Raw genomic sequence first — 20,505 nt, 5'->3', positions numbered from 1 at the left:
TCGACCGCTCTTGAAAAAAATGCCTATTGCTGTTTTTAATATATCTCTTTTTAATTCTGCTTCTTTGAGCTTTGCTTTTAATTCACTAATTACTTTTTAATCAACACTTTGTTTTAAAATCCCTTTACCAGAAAAACTTCTTGTACCAAATTTCTCATATTCTTTAAACCATTTATAGAACACAGAAACTCGTATGCCTACCTCTACTCCTAGTTCTGTAATGTTTAATCTTTCATTACTGCGTTTAACTGCTTTTGTCTTAAAGATGGTACCATAAATTTTTCGCATTGTTTTCATTTGTTAAAATTAAGATTTTTCTCTGAATTCTAACTCCTGGCTAAATTAGTATATCCAATGGTCAATGATATTTCAATTTAAGTTACATAAAAAAATAAATAATAACATTCGTTCGATAGCAACATTGCTTTAATACTAATTAAGAACTATTTAATCACTTTTTACGGACTTTTAATAGCTCTTTATACATTAGTTTTGTAAACATAATTATTTGGAAAAATTAAACTTATGACAAACAAAACAAAAGCAAAAGCCTATTGGAAAGAAAATATAAGATATCTTTTCATCCTTCTTACCATATGGTTTATAGTTTCCTTTGGCGCTGGAATTTTATTGAAAGATGCTCTAAATGAAATAAGAATTGGAGGATTTAAATTAGGATTTTGGTTTGCCCAACAAGGCGCCATGTATGTGTTTGTAATACTCATATTCGTTTATGTTCGACTGATGAATAAATTAGATAAAAAATATGGCTATGATGAATAATTTACTTTTTGTTGATGGATTAGGCGTTCAAAATTGGACCTACATCATCGTTGGAATCACTTTTGCAATCTATATAGGTATCGCCATTTACACAAGAGCTGGCTCTACAAAAGAATTTTATGTTGCCGGAGGAGGCGTTTCTCCTTTAGCGAACGGAATGGCAACAGCAGCAGATTGGATGAGTGCTGCTTCCTTTATTTCTATGGCAGGAATTATTTCTTTTGCAGGTTATGACGGTGCCGTTTATTTAATGGGCTGGACTGGGGGTTACGTTTTACTAGCGCTTTTATTAGCGCCATATTTACGGAAGTTTGGAAAATTTACGGTACCCGATTTTATTGGAGATCGGTATTATTCAAATACTGCACGTTTGGTTGGTGTTATTTGTGCACTTTTAGTTTCGTTTACGTATGTCGCAGGTCAAATGCGTGGCGTAGGTTTGGTGTTTTCTCGTTTTTTAGAAGTAGATATTAATACAGGTGTAATTATAGGAATGGTAATCGTTTTGTTTTATGCTGTTTTAGGCGGAATGAAAGGAATCACATACACACAAGTGGCACAATATTGCGTTTTGATATTTGCGTTTATGGTTCCTGCTATTTTTATTTCGATACAAATGACGGGAAATCCGATTCCGCAACTAGGCTTTGGAAGCACTCTTTCTGATGGTTCAGGGACTTACTTATTAGATAAATTAGACGGTTTAAGCACCGATCTTGGTTTTGCAGAATACACAGAAGGTACAAAATCTATGGTAGATGTTTTTGCAATTACGTTAGCTTTAATGGTGGGCACAGCAGGTTTGCCGCATGTTATTGTGCGATTTTTTACCGTAAAAAAAGTGAAAGATGCCCGTAAATCGGCAGGATTGGCTTTGTTGCTTATCGCCACTTTATTTACAGCTGCGCCAGCAGTTGCGGTATTCGCTAGGACAAATATGATAGAAACGGTTTCCAATCAACCGTATGAAAATATGCCAGAATGGTTTAAAAAGTGGGAAACAACAGGTTTATTAAGTTTTACAGATAAAAATAATGATGGATTGATTCAGTATTTAGCTGACGAAAGTAAAAACGAATTAGTCATAGACAATGATATTATGGTTTTGGCAAATCCAGAGATTGCAAATTTACCAGATTGGGTAATTGCTTTAGTTGCCGCAGGTGCTTTAGCTGCCGCTTTATCTACAGCAGCAGGTTTGTTATTGGTTATTTCTGCCTCTGTTTCGCATGATTTAATCAAAAAAATGATCAATCCAGATATTTCAGAGAAAGGCGAATTAATTGCAGCACGTTTAGCTGCAACAGTAGCAGTTTGCGTTGCGGGCTATTTTGGGATTAATCCGCCAGGATTTGTCGCCGCCACGGTAGCTTTGGCATTTGGTTTGGCAGCAGCTTCCTTTTTTCCAGCAATTATTTTGGGTATTTTTTATAAAAAAATGAACAAAGAAGGTGCTGTTGCAGGAATGGTAGTTGGTATTTTAGTGATGTTGTTTTACATGACCAAATTTAAGTTTGGTTGGTTTGGTGGCGGTGAGAAAGCAGATTGGTGGTTTGGTATTTCTCCAGAAGGCTTTGGTTCAGTTGCCATGATTTTAAATTTTGTAGTCTCTATAGTAGTAATGAAGTTTACACCAGAAACACCAGAAGAAGTTCAAGAAATTGTAGAAAACATAAGAATACCAAGTGGTGTTGGAGAAGCAACAGGACACTAGTGTTTTTAAATCTAGAAATTCTTATTTGAAGAAATAATACAACGTTAGCAAACAGATTATTTTTATGAGCAATTATCACATCAAACATTTAGAAGAGTACTATCAAGTTTATAGAAAATCAATCAGAGAGCCAGAAAATTTCTGGGAAGAAATAGCTGAGGAGCATTTTGTCTGGAGAAAAAAATGGGATAAAGTTTTAGAATGGGATTTTAAAAAGCCAGAAGTAAAATGGTTTCAAGGTGCAAAATTAAACATTACAGAAAATTGTATTGACAGACATTTGGCAACTCGAGGAGATAAAACTGCCATTTTATTTGAGCCTAATAATCCTGATGAAGCTGCAGAACATATTAGCTATCAACAATTATCAGAAAGAGTACATCAGTTTGCTAATGTTTTAAAAGACCACGCAATAAAAAAGGGAGACAGGGTTTGTATTTATGTACCTATGATTCCAGAATTAGCAATTGCAACATTGGCTTGTGCAAGAATTGGCGCGATTCATTCCGTTGTTTTTGCAGGCTTTTCATCCACCGCATTAGCAACTAGAATTAATGATTCAGATTGTAAAATGGTCATTACTTCGGATGGTTCTTATAGAGGCACAAAAACAATCGATTTAAAAGGAATTGTAGATGAAGCTTTAGAAAAATGTACTTGTGTAGAAACAGTTTTGGTCGCAAAAAGAATCAATTCAGACATCAACATGAAAGAGGGTCGTGACAAATGGTTGCAACCTTTGTTACATGCGGCATCAACAAAATGTGAAGCAGAAGTGATGGATGCAGAAGATCCATTATTTATTTTATACACTTCTGGCTCTACAGGATTGCCAAAAGGAATGGTGCATACAACTGCTGGTTATATGGTGTATACGGCGTATACTTTTAAAAATGCGTTTCAATATAAAGAAAATGATGTCTATTGGTGTACTGCGGATATTGGCTGGATTACCGGTCATTCTTACATTGTATACGGCCCTTTAGCAAACGGAGCAACCACAGTACTTTTTGAAGGCGTACCAAGTTATCCAGATTTTGGACGCTTTTGGAACATTATCGAAAAGCATAAAGTAAATCAGTTTTATACAGCACCAACCGCAATTAGAGCTTTGGCAAAACAAGGAACTGAATTGGTAGACACTTACGACTTATCCTCTTTAAAAGTTTTAGGTTCTGTTGGTGAACCCATCAATGAAGAAGCTTGGCATTGGTATAATGACAATATCGGCAAGAAAAAAAGTCCGATTATAGACACTTGGTGGCAAACAGAAACAGGCGGAATGATGATTACTCCTATTCCGTATGTTACGCCAACAAAACCAACCTATGCAACCTTGCCTTTTATTGGTATTCAACCTGCATTAATGGATGAAAACGGCGAAGAATTAAAAGGCAATCAAGTTGATGGACGTTTGTGTATTAAATTTCCTTGGCCAAGTATTGCAAGAACCATTTGGGGAAATCACAAACGGTATAAAGAAACCTATTTTTCAGCCTATAAAAACATGTATTTTACAGGTGATGGCGCTTTAAGAGATGAAGTTGGCTACTACAGAATTACGGGTAGAGTAGATGATGTAATTATAGTGTCTGGTCATAACTTAGGAACTGCGCCAATTGAAGATGCAATAAACGAACATCCTGCAGTAGCAGAAAGTGCCATTGTTGGTTTTCCTCATGATATAAAAGGAAGTGCGTTGTACGGATATGTAATTTTAAAAGATGTTGGCGAAACAAGAAATCACGATAATTTAAGAAAGGAAATCAATCAAATAATTACAGAACATATTGGTCCGATTGCAAAATTAGATAAAATTCAGTTTTCTGAAGGATTGCCAAAAACGAGATCAGGAAAAATTATGCGTCGAATTTTACGTAAAATTGCGTGCAATGAAATGGATAATTTAGGCGATACAAGCACCCTTTTAAATCCGGAAGTTGTGCAAAGTATTATTGAGAATCGATTGTAGTTTATTTGAATCTATCAGTAATTATTAATAACAGATTGCTTCGTCATTTCCTGCCATCTTCAGTCATTGCGAAAAAGAAACGACTGAAGCAATCTTATAATTTAAATCACGGCTACTTCAGCTAAAGATTGCTTCGTAATTTATTACTTATCGAAAGTAATTTGCTCAAAACAAATAACTTAAATAAACCATCATCATTAAGAAAGAGGCATGTTCCGAAACTTCGGAAGAGATAATCTTTCTGCAGTGAATAATAAAATTTGTATCAAGTCTTTAATATAAAAAGACCGCTAAAATAACTTATTTCAATTCTAGCCAAATTCAAAAAATAAATACCACAACTTGTGTCAATATGTTTGTTGTATCGAGAGGTAATTAATTATTAAAATGCTGAATAACCAATTTTTAAAGAGTTTTCGTGTGTTATTGACATTTAAAAAACAAAAACAGACCTTTTTTCGGACTTTTAGAGTTAATTAATTATATAGTTTAGCAATAAATTAACATACAATTATTTTTAACTTAACTTTAAATCAACATCATGAAAACAAAATTTCTTTTTAAACTTACCTTATTTTGTTGCTTGACAACATTTCTGTCTCAAGGGCAAACAGAGATAGACTTTCTTTTCCATGATAGTTTTAACTATCCAGTAAGTGGCACTAGTGAAGGTTTATTTCAAATTAGTACTAACCAAGGTTTAGGCCCTTGGTACACAACAGCACCAAGAACGTCGGGGAATCCTATCCAAAAGATTGAAGCATCCACAACTTGGTCTTTATCTTCAAATGTAAAAGTTGCTACCGACAATATGTTAGACTTAAGAAGTTTTGGTGAAAACCCAGCGATATACTTTCCAACTCAAACGGGAGATTTTGGTGAAGTATTTGTATCTATGTTTATTCAGATTGACGGTTATAGTACAAATTATAATACTCAAACAGGTTATCCTGTGTTTGAATTAGAAGGTGTTGGAACTGTTTGGGCTAGAGGTACTGCGGACGAAAATGTGGAGTTTGGTATTACTAATAATAGTGATATTGCCACTCTACCAGCAGCAGTGCAGTGGTCTGGAGTTAAATTTGTAGCTGGCGATCAATTTTTTCTAGTATTTTCTTTCTCAAGAAATGCAGGGGTAGAGGCTTCTAAATTGTGGATTAATCCTGCAGTAAATGGAGTTGAACCTACACCAACAGTTGTTAATAACGATGAAAATACTGCAGATTTTAGCTTTTTCAAAATTAGTGTTATTAGTTCTGCTCGAAGTCCAGATATGTTTATAGATGAGGTAAGAATTGCTAAAACTTGGAATGATGTAGCGCCAGAGCAACCGCTTCCTGCTCCTGTTACACCTGGTGCAGTAGCAACTACAATTACAACAGCAACCACACCAGTCTTTCCTGTGTATGAAAGTTTTGATAATTATGCTTTAAATGCAAAATTAATGGATGATAATCAAAGAACAGGAAAAGGAGCTTGGGGTGCACTAACCACTGGTATAGCAAACGCTACAGTTGTTAATTCACCAACTTGGTCTTCTGTGAGTGCAGATACTGGTTTAAATAGTACTGGGAAAGCACTTACTATAAGTGGTTCAGGTGGACCGAGATTATATTTAGAGTTTCCGGGACAAGAAGGTGCTGTCTATTCTTCATTTTTAATGAAAGTTACAAATATGGCTACCTTAGATGATACTCCTAGAAGATTAGCTGGTTTTACTGTTTTGAATGGAGATGGGAGACATTTTCTTAGATCACATATCTATATAAAGAAAGGTGCTACAGCTAATGCGTATAATTTAGCTATAGCTAATAATGGAAGTACAAGTAGTGCTACACCAGTATTTGTGCAAGATGGATCAATGGTTGATGTAGAATATAATGTAAATGACGAGTTATTTATTGTAATACAAAGAACAGCTGCAGATACATCAAAAATATGGATAAACCCATCACTTGCAGGCTCAGAACCTGAGGCTTCTCAAGAAGATCCAGATGCTGCAACGGGTAGTATTCATTTTTTACAGTTTGACCAAGCTGATTCTGCGTCTGTGCCAGACGTAACTTTTGATGAAATTAGAGTTGCTGGTACTTGGGATGAAGTAACCAAAGTAAAACATACTTGGACAGGAACTACCGCAGATTGGGGTACAACATCTAATTGGGATACAGGCATTGTACCAAATTCTTTAGGTAATGTTGTGATACCATCTGACGCAGGAACTAGCCCTATTGTTGGAGCTTCTACAGGAGCCTTTGCGCACAATTTCATACTAGATCCTTCTAAAGATTTAACAATAACAGCAGGTGGTTCTTTGCAGGTTACTGGAGTGCCACCAAGTGAGTTTACCTATAATGTTGCCATACCAGACGATAAATGGCATTTAGTGGCATCGCCAGTAATAGGGCAAGCTTACAATGATACTTGGGTTGATGATAATAACATTGCTAGTGGTAGTACAACAACTACAAATAGGGGTATTTCTCTTTATGACAATGCTACTAATGACCCATCAACTAACTATTGGAGCTACATGCAAGGAGGAACAGACGGAACGTTTAATAAGTTGAAAGGGTATTCTTTAAAAAGAGACGTTATTGCCGCTGGTACTTATTCTTTTAAAGGTACCTATCCGAAGTTTAATTACAAAGTAGGTATTACCCAAGCTAGTGCTACTAGTAATAATTGGAATTTAGTAGGAAATCCGTATCCTTCTTACCTAAACATAGCAGAGTTTATTTCGGTAAATGCGGCTAAATTAGGTCTTCTATTTAGAGCAATTTATGTTTGGGATCCTACTGCGGGTACAAGTGGTGTATACCAAGAATTAACTACTGGTTATTTGCATCCTGGCCAAGCCTTTTTTGTAAGTGCTAGGTTTGATGAACACAATTTAGATATTACAGAAGCTTTACAAAGTGCACAAACAGGGGTTACCTTTTATAAAAATGAAGAAAAACCCAACTTTACATTGCAGTTAAGTAGTGGAAGCGAAAGTGTGGTAACAAAATTTGTATTGTTAGAGAATGCAACAAGTGGTTTAAACCCGGGTCAAGATTTCGGTATGTTTACGGGCGTTTCTTCTGAATTAGCTGTCTATTCTCATTTGATAGAAGACAATACAGGAATTGCAATAAAAACACAATCTTTAGCTTTGGCTGCAAGTAATGATTTAACAATTGCCGTTGGTGTTATTGCAAAAAAAGAGAGTGAACTTAGATTTACTGCCGCGCAATTTAACTTACCAAGTGATGTAACTGTTATTCTTGAGGATAGAATATTGAATACCTTCACTAACTTAAGCGAAAAAGATGCAGTATATGCTATAAAATTAAATAAAGGTGTAAACGGTGTAGGAAGATTTTTTATACAAACAACGGCTAACAGTGCATTGAGTTTAGATGATGCAGCGTTAAGTAATGTTTCTATGTATGAATCTAACAATACTTTAAAAATTTCTGGTTTAGATGAAACTGAATTTAAAGTTTCACTTTATAATTTACAAGGTAGCAGAGTTTTTAGTACAGAGCAAAATAATGCTACGAATGCAATCATAGATATTTCTTTACCAAAACTAGCTACTGGTGTCTACATTGTTCAATTAGAAACACAAAAAGGAAAGTTGAACAAGAAAATTATTTTAGAATAACAACCAAAATTTAAAAGACAAGACATCATGAAGAAAAACATAAAAAGTAAAGAAGACATTTCAAGAAAAGAAGCGATTAAAAAAATAGGGTCTTATGGTAAATATGCTGCATTAACTGCACTAGGTACCTATATGATTTTAAGTCCGCAGAAAGCGCAAGCTCAAAGCCCAGAAGCACCTGGTACAGGTTTTTAATCCTCTTTTAAAGAGGTAGCTTAAATAATTTTAAGAACTCGCAACCACAACAGGGTTGCGAGTTTTTTTTTTTTTGCACGGTCATAGCGAAAAATTTAACTGCTAACAAGCAGGTAAATGACAAAGCAATCTGCTGTTGTAAAATGCTATTTTTTTTAAAATCAGCTTACTTGCCATTCACAGGCAGGCTTTAATTGTCTGGCTTTGGCTAAAACAACGAATCTTTACTTGTTTTTAGCCTTACAATCTAACTAAAATTGTAAATAGCGCTTTTCTTAACGTGTATTCATTAAAGCAGTAGTATCTGCTTGCACTAATTTAGTGCACTGAAACCCTATTTAAATAATGAGTTTTATATTTTTTCAACAGACTTTTCTTCACGAATTTGTTTAAAGAGAATAGATAAAAGGTTTCTCTTTTTACTTTTTATTTGTTTGCCAATTGATTGCAATCAATTCTAATTCATGGTTTTAAAAGTGGGCCGTTCGTGTGTCGTTATCGGCCAATACTGTATTTTTTTTTTACGAAATTCATCCTGTTTTTAGACGTTCATCTCCTTTAAAAATCATGTCTCGTGGCCTGAAGTAATAATCGTATTGCTTTATTAACTTTTTTAAATTTATGAGTATGAAAAAATCATTATCTATATTTTTATTATTTTTTACAATTATAGCTTTTGGTCAAGCAACTTTGCCAGCTTATAAAGGTTTTGATTATACCACTTCGGTCACATTATTTACAGTTAATGCAAATCAAGGTCAAGAAAATTGGACGATAAGCGATGTGACATTTCCGCCAAATATTGATATTGTAGCGTCTCCCACTTGAAATATTGAAGGTGTAGCAACAACAGGAAATGCAATAGCGTATTCAGGCGCTAGAGAAGCTCCTATTCATTCATACACGCCAAAATAGGGTTATACTACTCTTTCCGTTTCCTTTTTATTCAGAATTACAGCTTTGGCTGATACTAACTTTTCTACGTTTATTTTTACGTTTAACTCGCCATCTGAAAATAGGTACAACGCAATTGTTTGGTATCAAAAAAACCCAGCTGAAGACGCTACAGGATATGTTCTTGGTGTAAATTTAGGCCGTGGTTCTGCTAACGTTATTTATAACACAAAAGACAATCAAGTACCATTTGGTGTACTTGTTGTCCTTAAAAAAAGTAGCAGAAGGCGCTGCTAGTTTGTTTTTAAACTAATGATAGTAAACGTTTTTACTAACTTTCATGGATTTACATATCTTTTCAACTGGCTATATTCACGTTTTCTGAAATGAATTGATATCTTATAAGTAGCGCTTGGATATTTGATATTAAGAGGAGAAAACATCGTTTTCGGGTTGTTTGCTCACCGCCTTTTTTAAGATGTCACGTTCCATCGTTGCATTCTTTAGTTCCTTCTTTAGTGCTTTAAGTTCTTGAGCTTCTAGAGATATTTCTTTCTTTTTGGATAAACATCCAGATTTCAACTTGTATTCGCGTTTCCAACACCCAACCATGCTGCTGCTTAAGCCATAATCCTCAGTAACTTGTTTCGTTTTAATACCTAAATTTAATAGTTCTACGATCATAACTTTAAATTCATTGTTATACTTTTTTACCATACCTCAACTATAAAATTAATAAGCTCATAAAAATCGTCACATCAAAGGCAGCCACTCCACTTCATTTTTTCCATTCAAAACAAAAGGAATTAAAACAACAATAGTCGACACAATGGTTAGAGCAACATGAATTATTTTGGAGTTAAAAGCTCTAAAATACAAACTTTTTTCTCTCTTTTAGGATATTGAATTTTCAAATTATTATAATCGTTTATTATATATAATGCAGAATTTACACTTATACCACAAAGTAAAATTAACGAAGCATATCCGCCTTGATCAAAATTAAAATCAAATAAATAGAAAGTTAAAAATACACCAATGAGTAAAATTGGAATCATTCCGATTATAGAGAAAAGTTTTTTTAACGACTCTAATCCTATTGCATAAATAAAATGGACTTGCAAAAAAATGGACTTTTTAGTCCGATTTTAGTCCTCTTATTCTTAAAGCTGTCTTAAAACTCTAGCAAGTTTAGACCTTTTGAAAATAGTAATAATATTGTTTTTAAGTTATGAATTTAAATGTGTATTTCTACTAATACATATAACATCAACACCTTACAGAAATACTTTAAATGCCTACAGCGATAAAAGTGACTGTTTTGAGATATACTTTTATTTCATTTAAAACCACGTGGATTCTTTTTTTGTAAATTTTTATTTGTTGGTAAAAAACATCCTATCAAATACGAAAACCAACCTTTTTTTGGATTTCTTTTACTAAAAGACAACGTAACTTGCCGAATAATATAGGTAAAAAGTTATGAATAAAATTTTATGTATTTGGGTTATTTTATTTTGTACACTAAGTTACACCCCATCAATTAATGCACAAACTCCGTTAAAAATAATTTTAAAGTTTGATGATGTTATGGTTAGAAATGGGGCTTACGGAGGTTTCGAAATACTAGAGTATTTAACAGTTAACAAAATTAAAGGAAGTTTTGGTCTAGTAGGTGCTAGAAACGACGAAACTACCATTAGTTATTACAGTAAATATTTGAATTCAAAAGATGCCAATGGAGATAGACTTATTGAAATATGGAATCACGGTTGGGATCATAGTAGTAATGAATTTTTTCAGAAATCGTATGCATTCCAAAAAAGTCATTTTGACGATGCGAACGCTAAATTAAACAGGTTATTTAACATTAAAATGACAACCTTTGGAGCTCCTTTTAACAGGAATGATGCAACAACAAACCGAGTTATTTTAGAGAGTCCGGGTAATAATTATAGAGTTACTATGTTTCAAAGTCCTACAGTTAGTGGTAAATTAAACTTAAATAATAGAGTTAATGTTGAAATAAGTACTAGGGTGCCAAATTATGATCATTTCGTAACAAACTATAATAATCTTAAAAATTCTTACACAAATTTCATGGTGTTACAATCACATCCTGATGCTTGGACTTCAGTAGAAATAGCAGAGTTTAAAAAAGTAATTGACTTTTTAATAGCTGAAGGTTGTGAATTTGAGCTACCTTATGAATATTACCTCTCCTTAAACCCTAGCATTCCAACGCCAAGTACCACGCAAACAATAACATTTCCAGATATGATGATAAAAGCTGTGGGTGATGCTAATTTTACTCCAGATGCAGTATCTACTTCTGGACTACCCATTGTTTACAACAGCTCAAATATAGCGGTTGCAACCATTGTTAGTGGACAAATACAAATTATAGGTAATGGAACCTCTATAATTACGGCTTCTCAAATTGGTAATGCAACTTTCAAATCGGCAGATTATGTTTCAAAAACACTAACTGTAGATTCAAGTTTAAGTCTAGATAGCGTTACAGATAGCAGTTTTAGATTTGCAAATCCTGTTTCAGATTTTTTAATAATTAAGGGTAAAGAGGAAATGCTGTCTTTGAAAATATTTGATATAGCTGGCAGATTAGTTTTAAATAGCAATCTTGATAACTATATTAATAATCAAGTTAAAGTAAATGTTAGGTCTTTAAATAAAGCCATGTACATTGTTCAAATATCAACAAGAAAAGGAACAGGTAATTTTAAGATTATCAAAAATTAAAAAAAAGTTTAATATGTACAACCCTTTAGAATTATTGCACTAGGCAACTATGAAAGTATTTGTAAATCGGCATCATTAATAATCTAAAATATTATAATAATATAAAAGTATGGACTCTAGAAGAAATTTTATAAAGAAAACGGCAATATTAGGAACAGGAATCTCACTTCTACCAAGTTTTACTTTTGGATTAAATAGCAGTAGTAATGCCGATAAACTTAAAATTGGTCTTATTGGAGTTGGTTTACGCGGCACAAAACATCTACAGAACTTGTTATTAAGAAACGATATAAATGTAACTGCTATTTGTGATATAGATCCAGCTCGAATTACTATTGCACTTGATAAAATTAAAGAAAGTGGTTCTAAAAAACCTTTGGTATTTGGTAAAGATGATTATGATTATAGAAATCTTCTAGCCCTAGATAATGTTGACGCTGTTGTTATATCTACACCATGGCTTTGGCATACTAGAATGGCTAAGGATGCCATGCGAGCCAAAAAATATACAGGTTTAGAAGTATCGGCAGCAAACACTATGGAAGAATGTTGGGATCTGGTAAACACCCATGAAGAAACAGGAACGCATTTAATGATACTAGAAAATGTTAATTACCGCAGAGATGTTATGGCGGTATTAAATATGGTAAAGCAAAATGTTTTTGGAGAGTTATTGCATTTTAGATGTGGTTATCAGCACGATTTAAGACATGTTAAGTTTAATAACGGAATAGAGGCACGTGCATTAGGTGTAGAATTTGGCGAAAAAGGTATTTCAGCAGCTAAATGGAGAACACAACATTCCCTATTAAGAAATGCAGATCTATACCCTACCCATGGTATTGGGCCAATTGCAACGATGTGCAATATAAATAGAGGCAATCGTTTTATGTCATTAACATCAAGTGCGACTAAAGCAGTAGGCTTAAACAATTATATTGTTAAACATGGAGGGGAAAACCATCCTAATGCAAAATTAAAATTTAAGTTAGGTGATGTTGTTACATCAACCATTGAAACAAGCAATGGAGAAACCATAATAGTAACACATGATACTAATTTGCCAAGACCATATTCACTAGGGTTTAGAGTTCAAGGAGCCAATGGTTTATGGGAGGTAGATGGCAATAGAATTCATATAGATGGTATAACAGAATCACATAAATGGGATGATGCCGATAAATGGCTTAAGAAATACGACCACCCATTATGGAAAAAGTATGGTGATTTAGCTAGTGGTGCTGGACATGGTGGAATGGATTTCTTTGTTTTGCATGCTTTTGTTGAGTCGGCAAAACAAAATATAGCGCCACCTATGGATGCTTATGACGCGGCAGCATGGAGTGCTATTACACCACTGTCTGAAGCTTCAATAGAAAATAATGGTGAGCCACAAGATTTTCCGGATTTTACAAGAGGTAATTGGGTAAAAAGAACGCCATACAACTGGATTAAAGATACCCATTAATTTTAGAAATGAGTTTTATTAAAAATACAGCCAATTAATAATAGTATAATTAACATAAATAACAACTTGAAAAATAGCATTTAATGATTTAAAATTTAATTTTAGAATACGTTAAATTTAATTGCAAAATAATCAAGTAGTCATTTCTCTTACTTTGGTAATTCTCTTAAGTTCAGTTCTATGATTTTATTTTTATCTGGCCAAGGGGTTGATAATTTATACTTCGGCAATATAGATGTTGTAAAAATAAAATTAATATAAAATTATGAACGCATCATTATTTGTACCTGTATCGTTTTGTTACTGCTCTTTTATTTTAAAAGCACCCCAAAACTCATGCTCGTATTTTTAGCCTGATATTAATTTTAAATTTATGTGTGGGTTTCAAAAGTTGTTAAACCATTTTTAATAATTATACCAATTGTTATTTAAAATGAACCTAAAATAATTGAATTATAATGTGTTTAGATGAAACAGAAAATTAAAGCATAGCAATTGCTACGGTTTTATTTCATGTTGAAATATAGGTACAATAGAAACAAATTATTAAGCGCATTTTAAGTGATCCTTGGTATTAAATATATTTCAGAAATATTAATAATTTTAACAAGTTTGTTAATTTATAGAAAGTAAATCATAACTTATGAATTGTAAAAGAGTCTTATTAAAGTCAATTATTGCAAGTGTGTTCCTATTAACGTTCTCTTGTAAATCAAATTCAATTAAAAATCAAGAGCGATTAAAAACCAATATCAATGAAAATTGGGAATATTTAGAAAATAACACAACTAATATAGACAAAGCTTTAAACCAAAAAAGTTGGAAAAATATTAATTTGCCTCATAGTTGGAATGCTTTAGACGCTACCGATTTAAAACCTGGCTACAGAAGAAGTGCTAGTTGGTATAAAAAGGAATTAAATATTCCTGAAATTATTTTTGGGCAAACCTATCAACTCTATTTTGAAGGTGTAAATATTGAAAGTGAGGTTTATGTAAATGGAAAGAAAGCAGGAGCGCACATTGGCGGTTATATTGGGTTCACCATCGATATTACAAATTTAATTTCAGAAGGTAATAATGACATATTGGTTCGTGCAGACAACTCGAACAATCCTGAAGTTATTCCATCGCAAAAAAGCGATTTCTTCATTTTTGGAGGTATTACAAGAGATGTTTGGTTGGTAACCTTACCTGAAAATTATTTATCCAATTTAAAAATAACAACACCACAAGTTTCAGATTCAAATGCAGAAATTTTAGCAACTGTAAACGTTAACAATACCATCGACTCAAATTTTAAAATCAAAGCAGATTTATTAGATTCTGATGGAATATCTGTTGCAACATCTGTTTTTGATATTGTTGATAACACCTCAGAAATAAAATTTATCAACATTAAAAACCCAAAACTTTGGGATACAGATAATCCAAATTTATACACTTTAACAGTAGCACTAATTAAAAACGAAGAAGTAAAAGATGAAATATCAGACCGCGTTGGCTTCAGATGGTTTGAATTTAAAGATCATGGCGCTTTCTATCTTAATGGAAAACGTTTGTTATTAAGAGGAACACATCGACATGAAGAACATGCCGGTGTTGGAGCCGCAATGAGTAATGAGCAACACAGAGCCGATATGGAACTTATAAAAGATATGGGAACTAACTTTGTGAGATTAGCCCATTATCCTCAAGACCCAGAAGTTTACAAAGCTTGTGATGAGCTAGGCTTGTTGGTTTGGGACGAATTACCTTGGTGTCGTGGTGGTTTAGGTAATGATGTTTGGAAAGCCAACACGAAAAATATGTTAAAAGAAATTATTGATCAAAATTTTAATCATCCAAGTATTATAATTTGGTCACTAGGTAATGAAATTTACTGGTTGCCAGATTTTGAAAATGGTGATAATAGAGAAAATATAAACATTTATTTAAAGGAGTTAAATGATTATGCACATGAGTTAGATCCGTCAAGAAAAACAGCAATCAGAAAGTATTATGAAGGGGCAGATATTGTTGATGTATTTTCACCATCAATCTGGTCGGGTTGGTATTCTGGGAGCTATAAAAGTTATCAAAAAGCAATCGATCAATATAAGGTTGAATATCCTCATTTTTTACATGCTGAATATGGTGGATCTAGTCATTTAGGGAGGCATTCAGAAAATCCTATTACAGGCGAAGGTAAAATACAGTCTGATGGTTGGGAAGAAGCTATTGTGCAAACCGATGTGGCAAATATTGCTCAAATGGGCGATTGGAGTGAGAATTACATAGTTGATTTATTCGATTGGCATTTGCGAGTTTCAGAAAACGACTCCACTTTTGTTGGAAATGTGCAATGGGCTTTTAAAGATTTTGGCACACCACTGCGTCCAGAAAATGCCATTCCATATATGAATCAGAAAGGATTAGTTGATAGAAACGGAAACCCCAAAGATGCCTTTTATGTTTTTAAAAGTTATTGGAGTAACAATCACTTTACTTATATAGAATCTCATACTTGGACAGAACGCGAGGGTCCAAAAGATACATCTAGAGATATAAGGGTATATAGTAATTGTCCTGAAGTTGAATTATTTCTTAATGGAGTAAGTTTAGGTATTAAAAAACGCGATATAAAATCATTTCCAGCTTCTGGTTTGAATTGGACACTTAATTTTAATGAAGGTGAAAACAAATTGGTATCTGTTGGAAAAACAAAAGAGGGTAAAGAAGTAAAAGATGAGTTGAGTGTAAATTATAGATTTACCAAGAATTTAAAAGCCACTGATTTAAAGTTATCACATATAATACTTGAAAATGGTAATTATTTAATAACAGCAACTGCTGTAGATAAAAATGGTTTACGTTGTTTAGATTATGAAGAGCGTGTGTATTTCCAATGTTTAAATGGAGGTGAAGCTTTAATTAGTCAAGGTACATCAACGGGTAGTGAGGTTATTGAAATGGCTAATGGGAAAGCTTCTATTGAAGTCAAAAGAACAATTAAGGATGTACCTTTAGAAGTTATGGTGCTCAATCAAAGTTTTAAAGGCACTTATCTTACTGTAAAATAGTTTACATATAACAAAACGAATTTTAATTTAAAATCTAAATTAAATTTCTTGAACTCGATTTATTAACTTATAAAATTACCTAATAATGAAAATATTAAAATTAATAACAATAATAACAACCCTATTATCGGTGTTTTTACTTTTATCTTGTAATCAAACAGAAAAAGACCCTACACCTTGGATAAATCTTATTGACGGGAACACACTTAACGGTTGGTCAATTAAAGATGGAAAAGCAACCTATATGGTAAATGATGGTGTTATTACCGGAACCACCGTTTTAGGGACTCAAAACACTTTTTTAACTACCAATACAATATATGATGATTTTATTTTAGAAATAGATTTTAAGACAGATTCGGTCATGAATTCTGGAATACAAATAAGAAGCAATAGCTTACCTTTTTATAAAAACGGTAAAGTACATGGTTATCAAGTAGAGATTGACCCATCTAATAGAGCTTGGAGTGGCGGTATTTATGATGAAGGAAGACGTAAATGGTTAAACACATTAGAAAACAATCTGGATGCTCAAAAAGCATTTAAACAAAACCAATGGAATCATTACCGGGTAGAAGCCATTGCAGATACTATCAAAACATGGATAAATGGCGTGCCTGCAGCATATTTAATAGATGATTTAACGGCAAGTGGCTTTATAGCGTTGCAAGTGCACTCTATAGGTAATCAAAAAGAGAAATTGGGCAAACAAGTGATGTGGAAAAATGCTAAAATTTTAACTGAAAATCTTTCAAAATATACTACTAATTCTCCATTAACACCTATAATCACTAAAAATAACCTTACAAATAGCGAACAAAAATCAGGTTGGAAAATGCTTTGGGACGGAACAACCACAACTGGTTGGCGAGGTGCAAAATTAGATACATTTCCAAACAAAGGGTGGAGCATTGAAAATGGTGAATTAATTGTATTGGCTTCTGGTGGCGCAGAATCTACTGCAGGAGGTGATATTGTAACAACAGAATTGTATGGAGATTTTGAGTTGAAGGTAGATTTTAAATTGACTCCAGGAGCCAATAGTGGTATAAAATATTATGTAGATACTCAAATAAACAAAGGACCAGGATCATCTATTGGGTTAGAATATCAAATACTTGACGACGAATTACATGAAGATGCTAAGTTAGGATCGCATCAAGGTAGCCGAACAGTAGGTTCTTTATACGATTTGATTCAAGCAAACCCAAAAAAACCAATAAACCCAATAGGAGAATGGAATACCGCCTACATTATATCAAAAAACAATTTTGTAGCGCATTGGCTAAACAACGTTAAAGTTTTAGAATATGAGCGAGGAAGCGATGACTTTTTAAAACTAGTTTCAGAAAGTAAATATGCTAAATGGCCAAATTTTGGAACTTTAGAAAAAGGACAAATCTTGCTACAAGATCATGGAGATCGTGTGACTTTTAAAAACATTAAAATTAAATCCCTTTAAGCCCTATGATATCAAGAAGAAATTTCATAAAAAAAACAACATTGGCTAGTACTGCTATAACATTAGGAAGTTCAGCTATGGCAATGTCTGCAAAAAGTTATAATAACATTATTGGATCTAACGATCGCTTACATTTAGCCATTGCAGGTTTAGGACGAAGATTAGGAGCCTTTAAACAACCTATAGCATTAAAAGAAAGTAATGTAAAATTGGCTTATTTATGCGATGTAATGGAAAGTCAACGTTTAAGAGGTTTAAAAGAGTTTAGAGAACATATTGACTATAATCCAATATTAGAAAACGACGTTAGAAAAGTACTTGAAGATAAAAATGTAGATATTTTAATAAACGCAACCCCAGATCATTGGCATACCCCAGGTTCTATTATGGCAATGAAAGCAGGGAAACATGTTTATGTAGAAAAACCATGTAGTCATAATATGTATGAAAATGAGCAATTGGTTAAAGCTGCAAAATATTTTAATAAAGTGGTCCAAATGGGTAATCAACAGCGGTCTTCTGGTCATACAATAGAAATTATTAATGAAATACACAATGGTATTATTGGTAAACCATACAAAGCTGTGGCATTTTATGATAACGGAAGAGGTGAAGTACCGCTTCAGAAAGCAGCAGCAGTTCCAGAAGGATTAGATTGGAATTTATGGCAAGGTCCCGCACCAAGACGCAATTACACATCCGAAACATGGAATTACAACTGGCATTGGTACGGTTGGGATTACGGCACCGCAGAAGCTGGAAATAACGGTACACACGAATTGGATGTGGCACGATGGGCATTACAAGTAGATTTTCCTCAACATGTATATGTAGAAGCAGAAAAACGTCAATTTAAAGACGATGGTTGGGAAATGTATGATGATATGGAAGCTACTTTTAAATTTCAAGATGATAAAGTGATTAAATGGGATGGAAAATCTCGAAATAGTTACAGCACGTATGGCGCTGGTCGTGGTACCATTATTTACGGAACAGAAGGCACCGTTTTTGTAGATAGAGGTAAATACATATTGTACGATCGCAAAGGTGTTATTATTAAAGAAAGTAAAAACACCTCAAACGAATCAGGTACAGCATTAGGCGGTGGTGGTGATACCTCTACCCTACACGTTCAAAACTTGTTTGATACCATAAGAGGTAAATCTAAATTATCTGCACCAATTGATGATGCTAGTAAAAGTATGGCTTTGGTGCATTATGCAAATATTGCTTATCGAATTAATAACGGTTTTGATATTGACCCTAAATCTGGGGCAATGTTTAATAGAGAAGCCATGAAACTTTGGTCAAGAACTTATGAACCAGGTTGGGAACCAAATCTATAAATTTTGAAAAGACGCTCATTTATAAAAAAAGGTAGTTTCGCTGCAACAGCAATTATATGCTCGCCATTAATAAGTAGTAGTAGTATTAAACCTAATAGCTTAAAACCAATTAATATTGGTGTTATAGGTACTGGTGTTAGAGGAAGTGGTTTGATAAAAATCATTAATTCAATTGAGGGTTTAAACGTGTCTGCTTGTTGCGATATTTTACCTTTCCGATTAAAGGAAGGACTGGCAAAATCAGAATCAAAACCTAAAGGATTTTTAGATTATCGACAACTCTTGGATGACAAAACTATTGATGCAGTAATAATAGCAACAACATTTAACACCCATTCTAAAATTGCCATAGATGCTGTAAACGCTGGAAAGCATGTGTATTGTGAAAAAACACTAGCCAAAGGCTACAAGAATATCAAAGCGTTAGTGCAAAAAGTAAAAAGTTCCAAAATCATATTTCAAACAGGGCATCAATACCACAGTTCAAGATTGTATACGCATATTGTAGAGCTTATAAAAAACGGTAAAGTTGGAACCATTGCAGCGTTTGAATGCCAATGGAATAGGCATACAAATTGGAGAAGACCAGTTCCAAGTCCTGAATTTGAAAAAGCTATTAATTGGAGAATGTACAAGGAATTTTCTGGAGGGCTAACGGCCGAATTGTGCTCTCATCAAATAGATTTTGTAAACTGGGTATTAGACGCTACACCAAATACTGTGATGGGTGTAGGAGGAATAGATTATTGGAAAGATGGCAGAGAAACCAATGATAATGTACATTTAATATATAATTACCCAAATGGTATTACCGCAAAATTTACATGTTTAACTAATAATGCAAAAGGCGGTTATCAAATAAAAGTTCTAGGAGATAAAGGAACTATACTTATAGATACTAAAAATGCTTGGTTTTATCCTGAAGGTACATACGAAAAAGAATTATCTGAAATTGATGGTGTTAGTGGCGCTACCGTGCAGTGGAATAATGAAAAGGGCACGCCTTTAAACGTAGAACATTTAAACCCAACTAAACAGGCATTATTAGATTTCCAAGACTCTATTTTAAATAATAAACAACCAAAATCTGATAGTATTACAGGTGCAAAAACAGCTATTTGTGTACAAATGGGCTTAGATGCCATGCAGAAAAATAAAACAGTTAGCTACAAACACAATTTAATAACTTAAAAATTAGCAA

General features: G+C 33.5%; 15 protein-coding genes and 1 pseudogene. 13 read left to right on the top strand and 3 right to left on the bottom strand.

Annotation, left to right across the window (positions count from 1 at the left end):
- Positions 1-96 precede the first annotated feature (96 nt).
- Positions 97-297, bottom strand: a complete 201-nt coding sequence (locus ES044_RS05405) for a hypothetical protein (protein WP_147118329.1) — start codon at positions 295-297, stop codon at positions 97-99.
- A gap of 228 nt (positions 298-525) precedes the next feature.
- On the opposite strand from ES044_RS05405, the gene ES044_RS05400 reads away from it, so the two are divergent.
- The 7 genes from ES044_RS05400 (at position 526) to ES044_RS05375 (ending at position 9,504) form a co-directional block, all read left to right on the top strand.
- Entirely contained in the window at positions 526-783 is a 258-nt protein-coding gene (locus ES044_RS05400; RefSeq protein WP_147118328.1) for a DUF4212 domain-containing protein, read from the top strand.
- A complete protein-coding gene (locus tag ES044_RS05395; RefSeq protein ID WP_147118327.1) occupies positions 773-2,497 on the top strand; it encodes a sodium:solute symporter family protein in 1,725 nt (574 codons plus the stop codon). Before ES044_RS05400 ends, ES044_RS05395 begins: the two co-directional genes overlap by 11 nt.
- A 64-nt stretch (positions 2,498-2,561) precedes the next feature.
- Entirely contained in the window at positions 2,562-4,469 is a 1,908-nt protein-coding gene (gene acs, locus ES044_RS05390; protein WP_147118326.1) for an acetate--CoA ligase, read from the top strand.
- Positions 4,470-5,010: 541 nt separating this feature from the next.
- Positions 5,011-8,118, top strand: a complete 3,108-nt coding sequence (locus tag ES044_RS05385; RefSeq protein ID WP_147118325.1) for a T9SS type A sorting domain-containing protein — start codon at positions 5,011-5,013, stop codon at positions 8,116-8,118.
- 27 nt (positions 8,119-8,145) lie between these two features.
- Positions 8,146-8,313: a hypothetical protein gene (locus tag ES044_RS18460; protein WP_189663196.1), complete on the top strand. Its 168-nt coding sequence runs from the start codon at positions 8,146-8,148 to the stop codon at positions 8,311-8,313.
- A 627-nt stretch (positions 8,314-8,940) separates the two neighbouring features.
- Positions 8,941-9,141 carry a hypothetical protein gene (locus tag ES044_RS05380; RefSeq protein WP_147118324.1) on the top strand — a complete coding sequence of 67 codons (201 nt, stop codon included), beginning with the start codon at positions 8,941-8,943 and terminating at the stop codon, positions 9,139-9,141.
- A gap of 132 nt (positions 9,142-9,273) precedes the next feature.
- Positions 9,274-9,504, top strand: a complete 231-nt coding sequence (locus ES044_RS05375; RefSeq protein WP_147118323.1) for a hypothetical protein — start codon at positions 9,274-9,276, stop codon at positions 9,502-9,504.
- A 15-nt stretch (positions 9,505-9,519) separates the two neighbouring features.
- Here ES044_RS05375 and ES044_RS05370 read toward each other — a convergent pair.
- A pseudogene (locus ES044_RS05370) lies at positions 9,520-9,924 on the bottom strand (transposase); the annotation flags it as partial.
- 131 nt (positions 9,925-10,055) lie between these two features.
- Positions 10,056-10,331, bottom strand: coding sequence for an efflux RND transporter permease subunit (locus tag ES044_RS05365; protein WP_189663195.1), 276 nt, complete (start codon positions 10,329-10,331; stop codon positions 10,056-10,058).
- Between the two features lie 358 nt (positions 10,332-10,689).
- On the opposite strand from ES044_RS05365, the gene ES044_RS05360 reads away from it, so the two are divergent.
- From ES044_RS05360 to ES044_RS05335, 6 genes are all read left to right on the top strand, one after another.
- Positions 10,690-11,967 (top strand): T9SS type A sorting domain-containing protein, encoded by a 1,278-nt coding sequence (locus ES044_RS05360; RefSeq protein ID WP_147118321.1) that lies wholly within the window; start codon positions 10,690-10,692, stop codon positions 11,965-11,967.
- Between the two features lie 109 nt (positions 11,968-12,076).
- On the top strand, positions 12,077-13,435 hold the full coding sequence (locus tag ES044_RS05355) for a Gfo/Idh/MocA family protein (protein WP_147118320.1): 1,359 nt from the start codon (positions 12,077-12,079) through the stop codon (positions 13,433-13,435).
- Between the two features lie 643 nt (positions 13,436-14,078).
- A complete protein-coding gene (locus ES044_RS05350; protein ID WP_147118319.1) occupies positions 14,079-16,496 on the top strand; it encodes a glycoside hydrolase family 2 protein in 2,418 nt (805 codons plus the stop codon).
- A gap of 85 nt (positions 16,497-16,581) precedes the next feature.
- Positions 16,582-17,958 (top strand): DUF1080 domain-containing protein, encoded by a 1,377-nt coding sequence (locus ES044_RS05345; RefSeq protein WP_147118318.1) that lies wholly within the window; start codon positions 16,582-16,584, stop codon positions 17,956-17,958.
- Positions 17,959-17,963: 5 nt separating this feature from the next.
- Positions 17,964-19,304: a Gfo/Idh/MocA family protein gene (locus ES044_RS05340; protein ID WP_147186932.1), complete on the top strand. Its 1,341-nt coding sequence runs from the start codon at positions 17,964-17,966 to the stop codon at positions 19,302-19,304.
- 3 nt (positions 19,305-19,307) lie between these two features.
- Entirely contained in the window at positions 19,308-20,495 is a 1,188-nt protein-coding gene (locus ES044_RS05335; protein ID WP_147118316.1) for a Gfo/Idh/MocA family protein, read from the top strand.
- The last annotated feature ends 10 nt before the right edge of the window (positions 20,496-20,505 follow it).

The sequence above is a fragment of the Polaribacter sp. IC066 genome (assembly GCF_007997085.1).
Lineage (GTDB): Bacteria > Bacteroidota > Bacteroidia > Flavobacteriales > Flavobacteriaceae > Polaribacter.
The sequence above is the reverse complement of the archived record's forward strand: the minus strand, read 5'-3'. Positions and strand labels throughout refer to the sequence as shown.

Excerpts from the sequence above, each read along its gene's own strand:
- ES044_RS05405 (WP_147118329.1), bottom strand. The coding sequence starts at position 297 with ATGAAAACAATGCGAAAAATTTATGGTACCATCTTTAAGACAAAAGCA.
- ES044_RS05400 (WP_147118328.1), top strand. The coding sequence starts at position 526 with ATGACAAACAAAACAAAAGCAAAAGCCTATTGGAAAGAAAATATAAGA.
- ES044_RS05395 (WP_147118327.1), top strand. The coding sequence starts at position 773 with ATGATGAATAATTTACTTTTTGTTGATGGATTAGGCGTTCAAAATTGG.
- acs (WP_147118326.1), top strand. The coding sequence starts at position 2,562 with ATGAGCAATTATCACATCAAACATTTAGAAGAGTACTATCAAGTTTAT.
- ES044_RS05385 (WP_147118325.1), top strand. The coding sequence starts at position 5,011 with ATGAAAACAAAATTTCTTTTTAAACTTACCTTATTTTGTTGCTTGACA.
- ES044_RS18460 (WP_189663196.1), top strand. The coding sequence starts at position 8,146 with ATGAAGAAAAACATAAAAAGTAAAGAAGACATTTCAAGAAAAGAAGCG.
- ES044_RS05380 (WP_147118324.1), top strand. The coding sequence starts at position 8,941 with ATGAAAAAATCATTATCTATATTTTTATTATTTTTTACAATTATAGCT.
- ES044_RS05360 (WP_147118321.1), top strand. The coding sequence starts at position 10,690 with ATGAATAAAATTTTATGTATTTGGGTTATTTTATTTTGTACACTAAGT.
- ES044_RS05355 (WP_147118320.1), top strand. The coding sequence starts at position 12,077 with ATGGACTCTAGAAGAAATTTTATAAAGAAAACGGCAATATTAGGAACA.
- ES044_RS05350 (WP_147118319.1), top strand. The coding sequence starts at position 14,079 with ATGAATTGTAAAAGAGTCTTATTAAAGTCAATTATTGCAAGTGTGTTC.
- ES044_RS05345 (WP_147118318.1), top strand. The coding sequence starts at position 16,582 with ATGAAAATATTAAAATTAATAACAATAATAACAACCCTATTATCGGTG.
- ES044_RS05340 (WP_147186932.1), top strand. The coding sequence starts at position 17,964 with ATGATATCAAGAAGAAATTTCATAAAAAAAACAACATTGGCTAGTACT.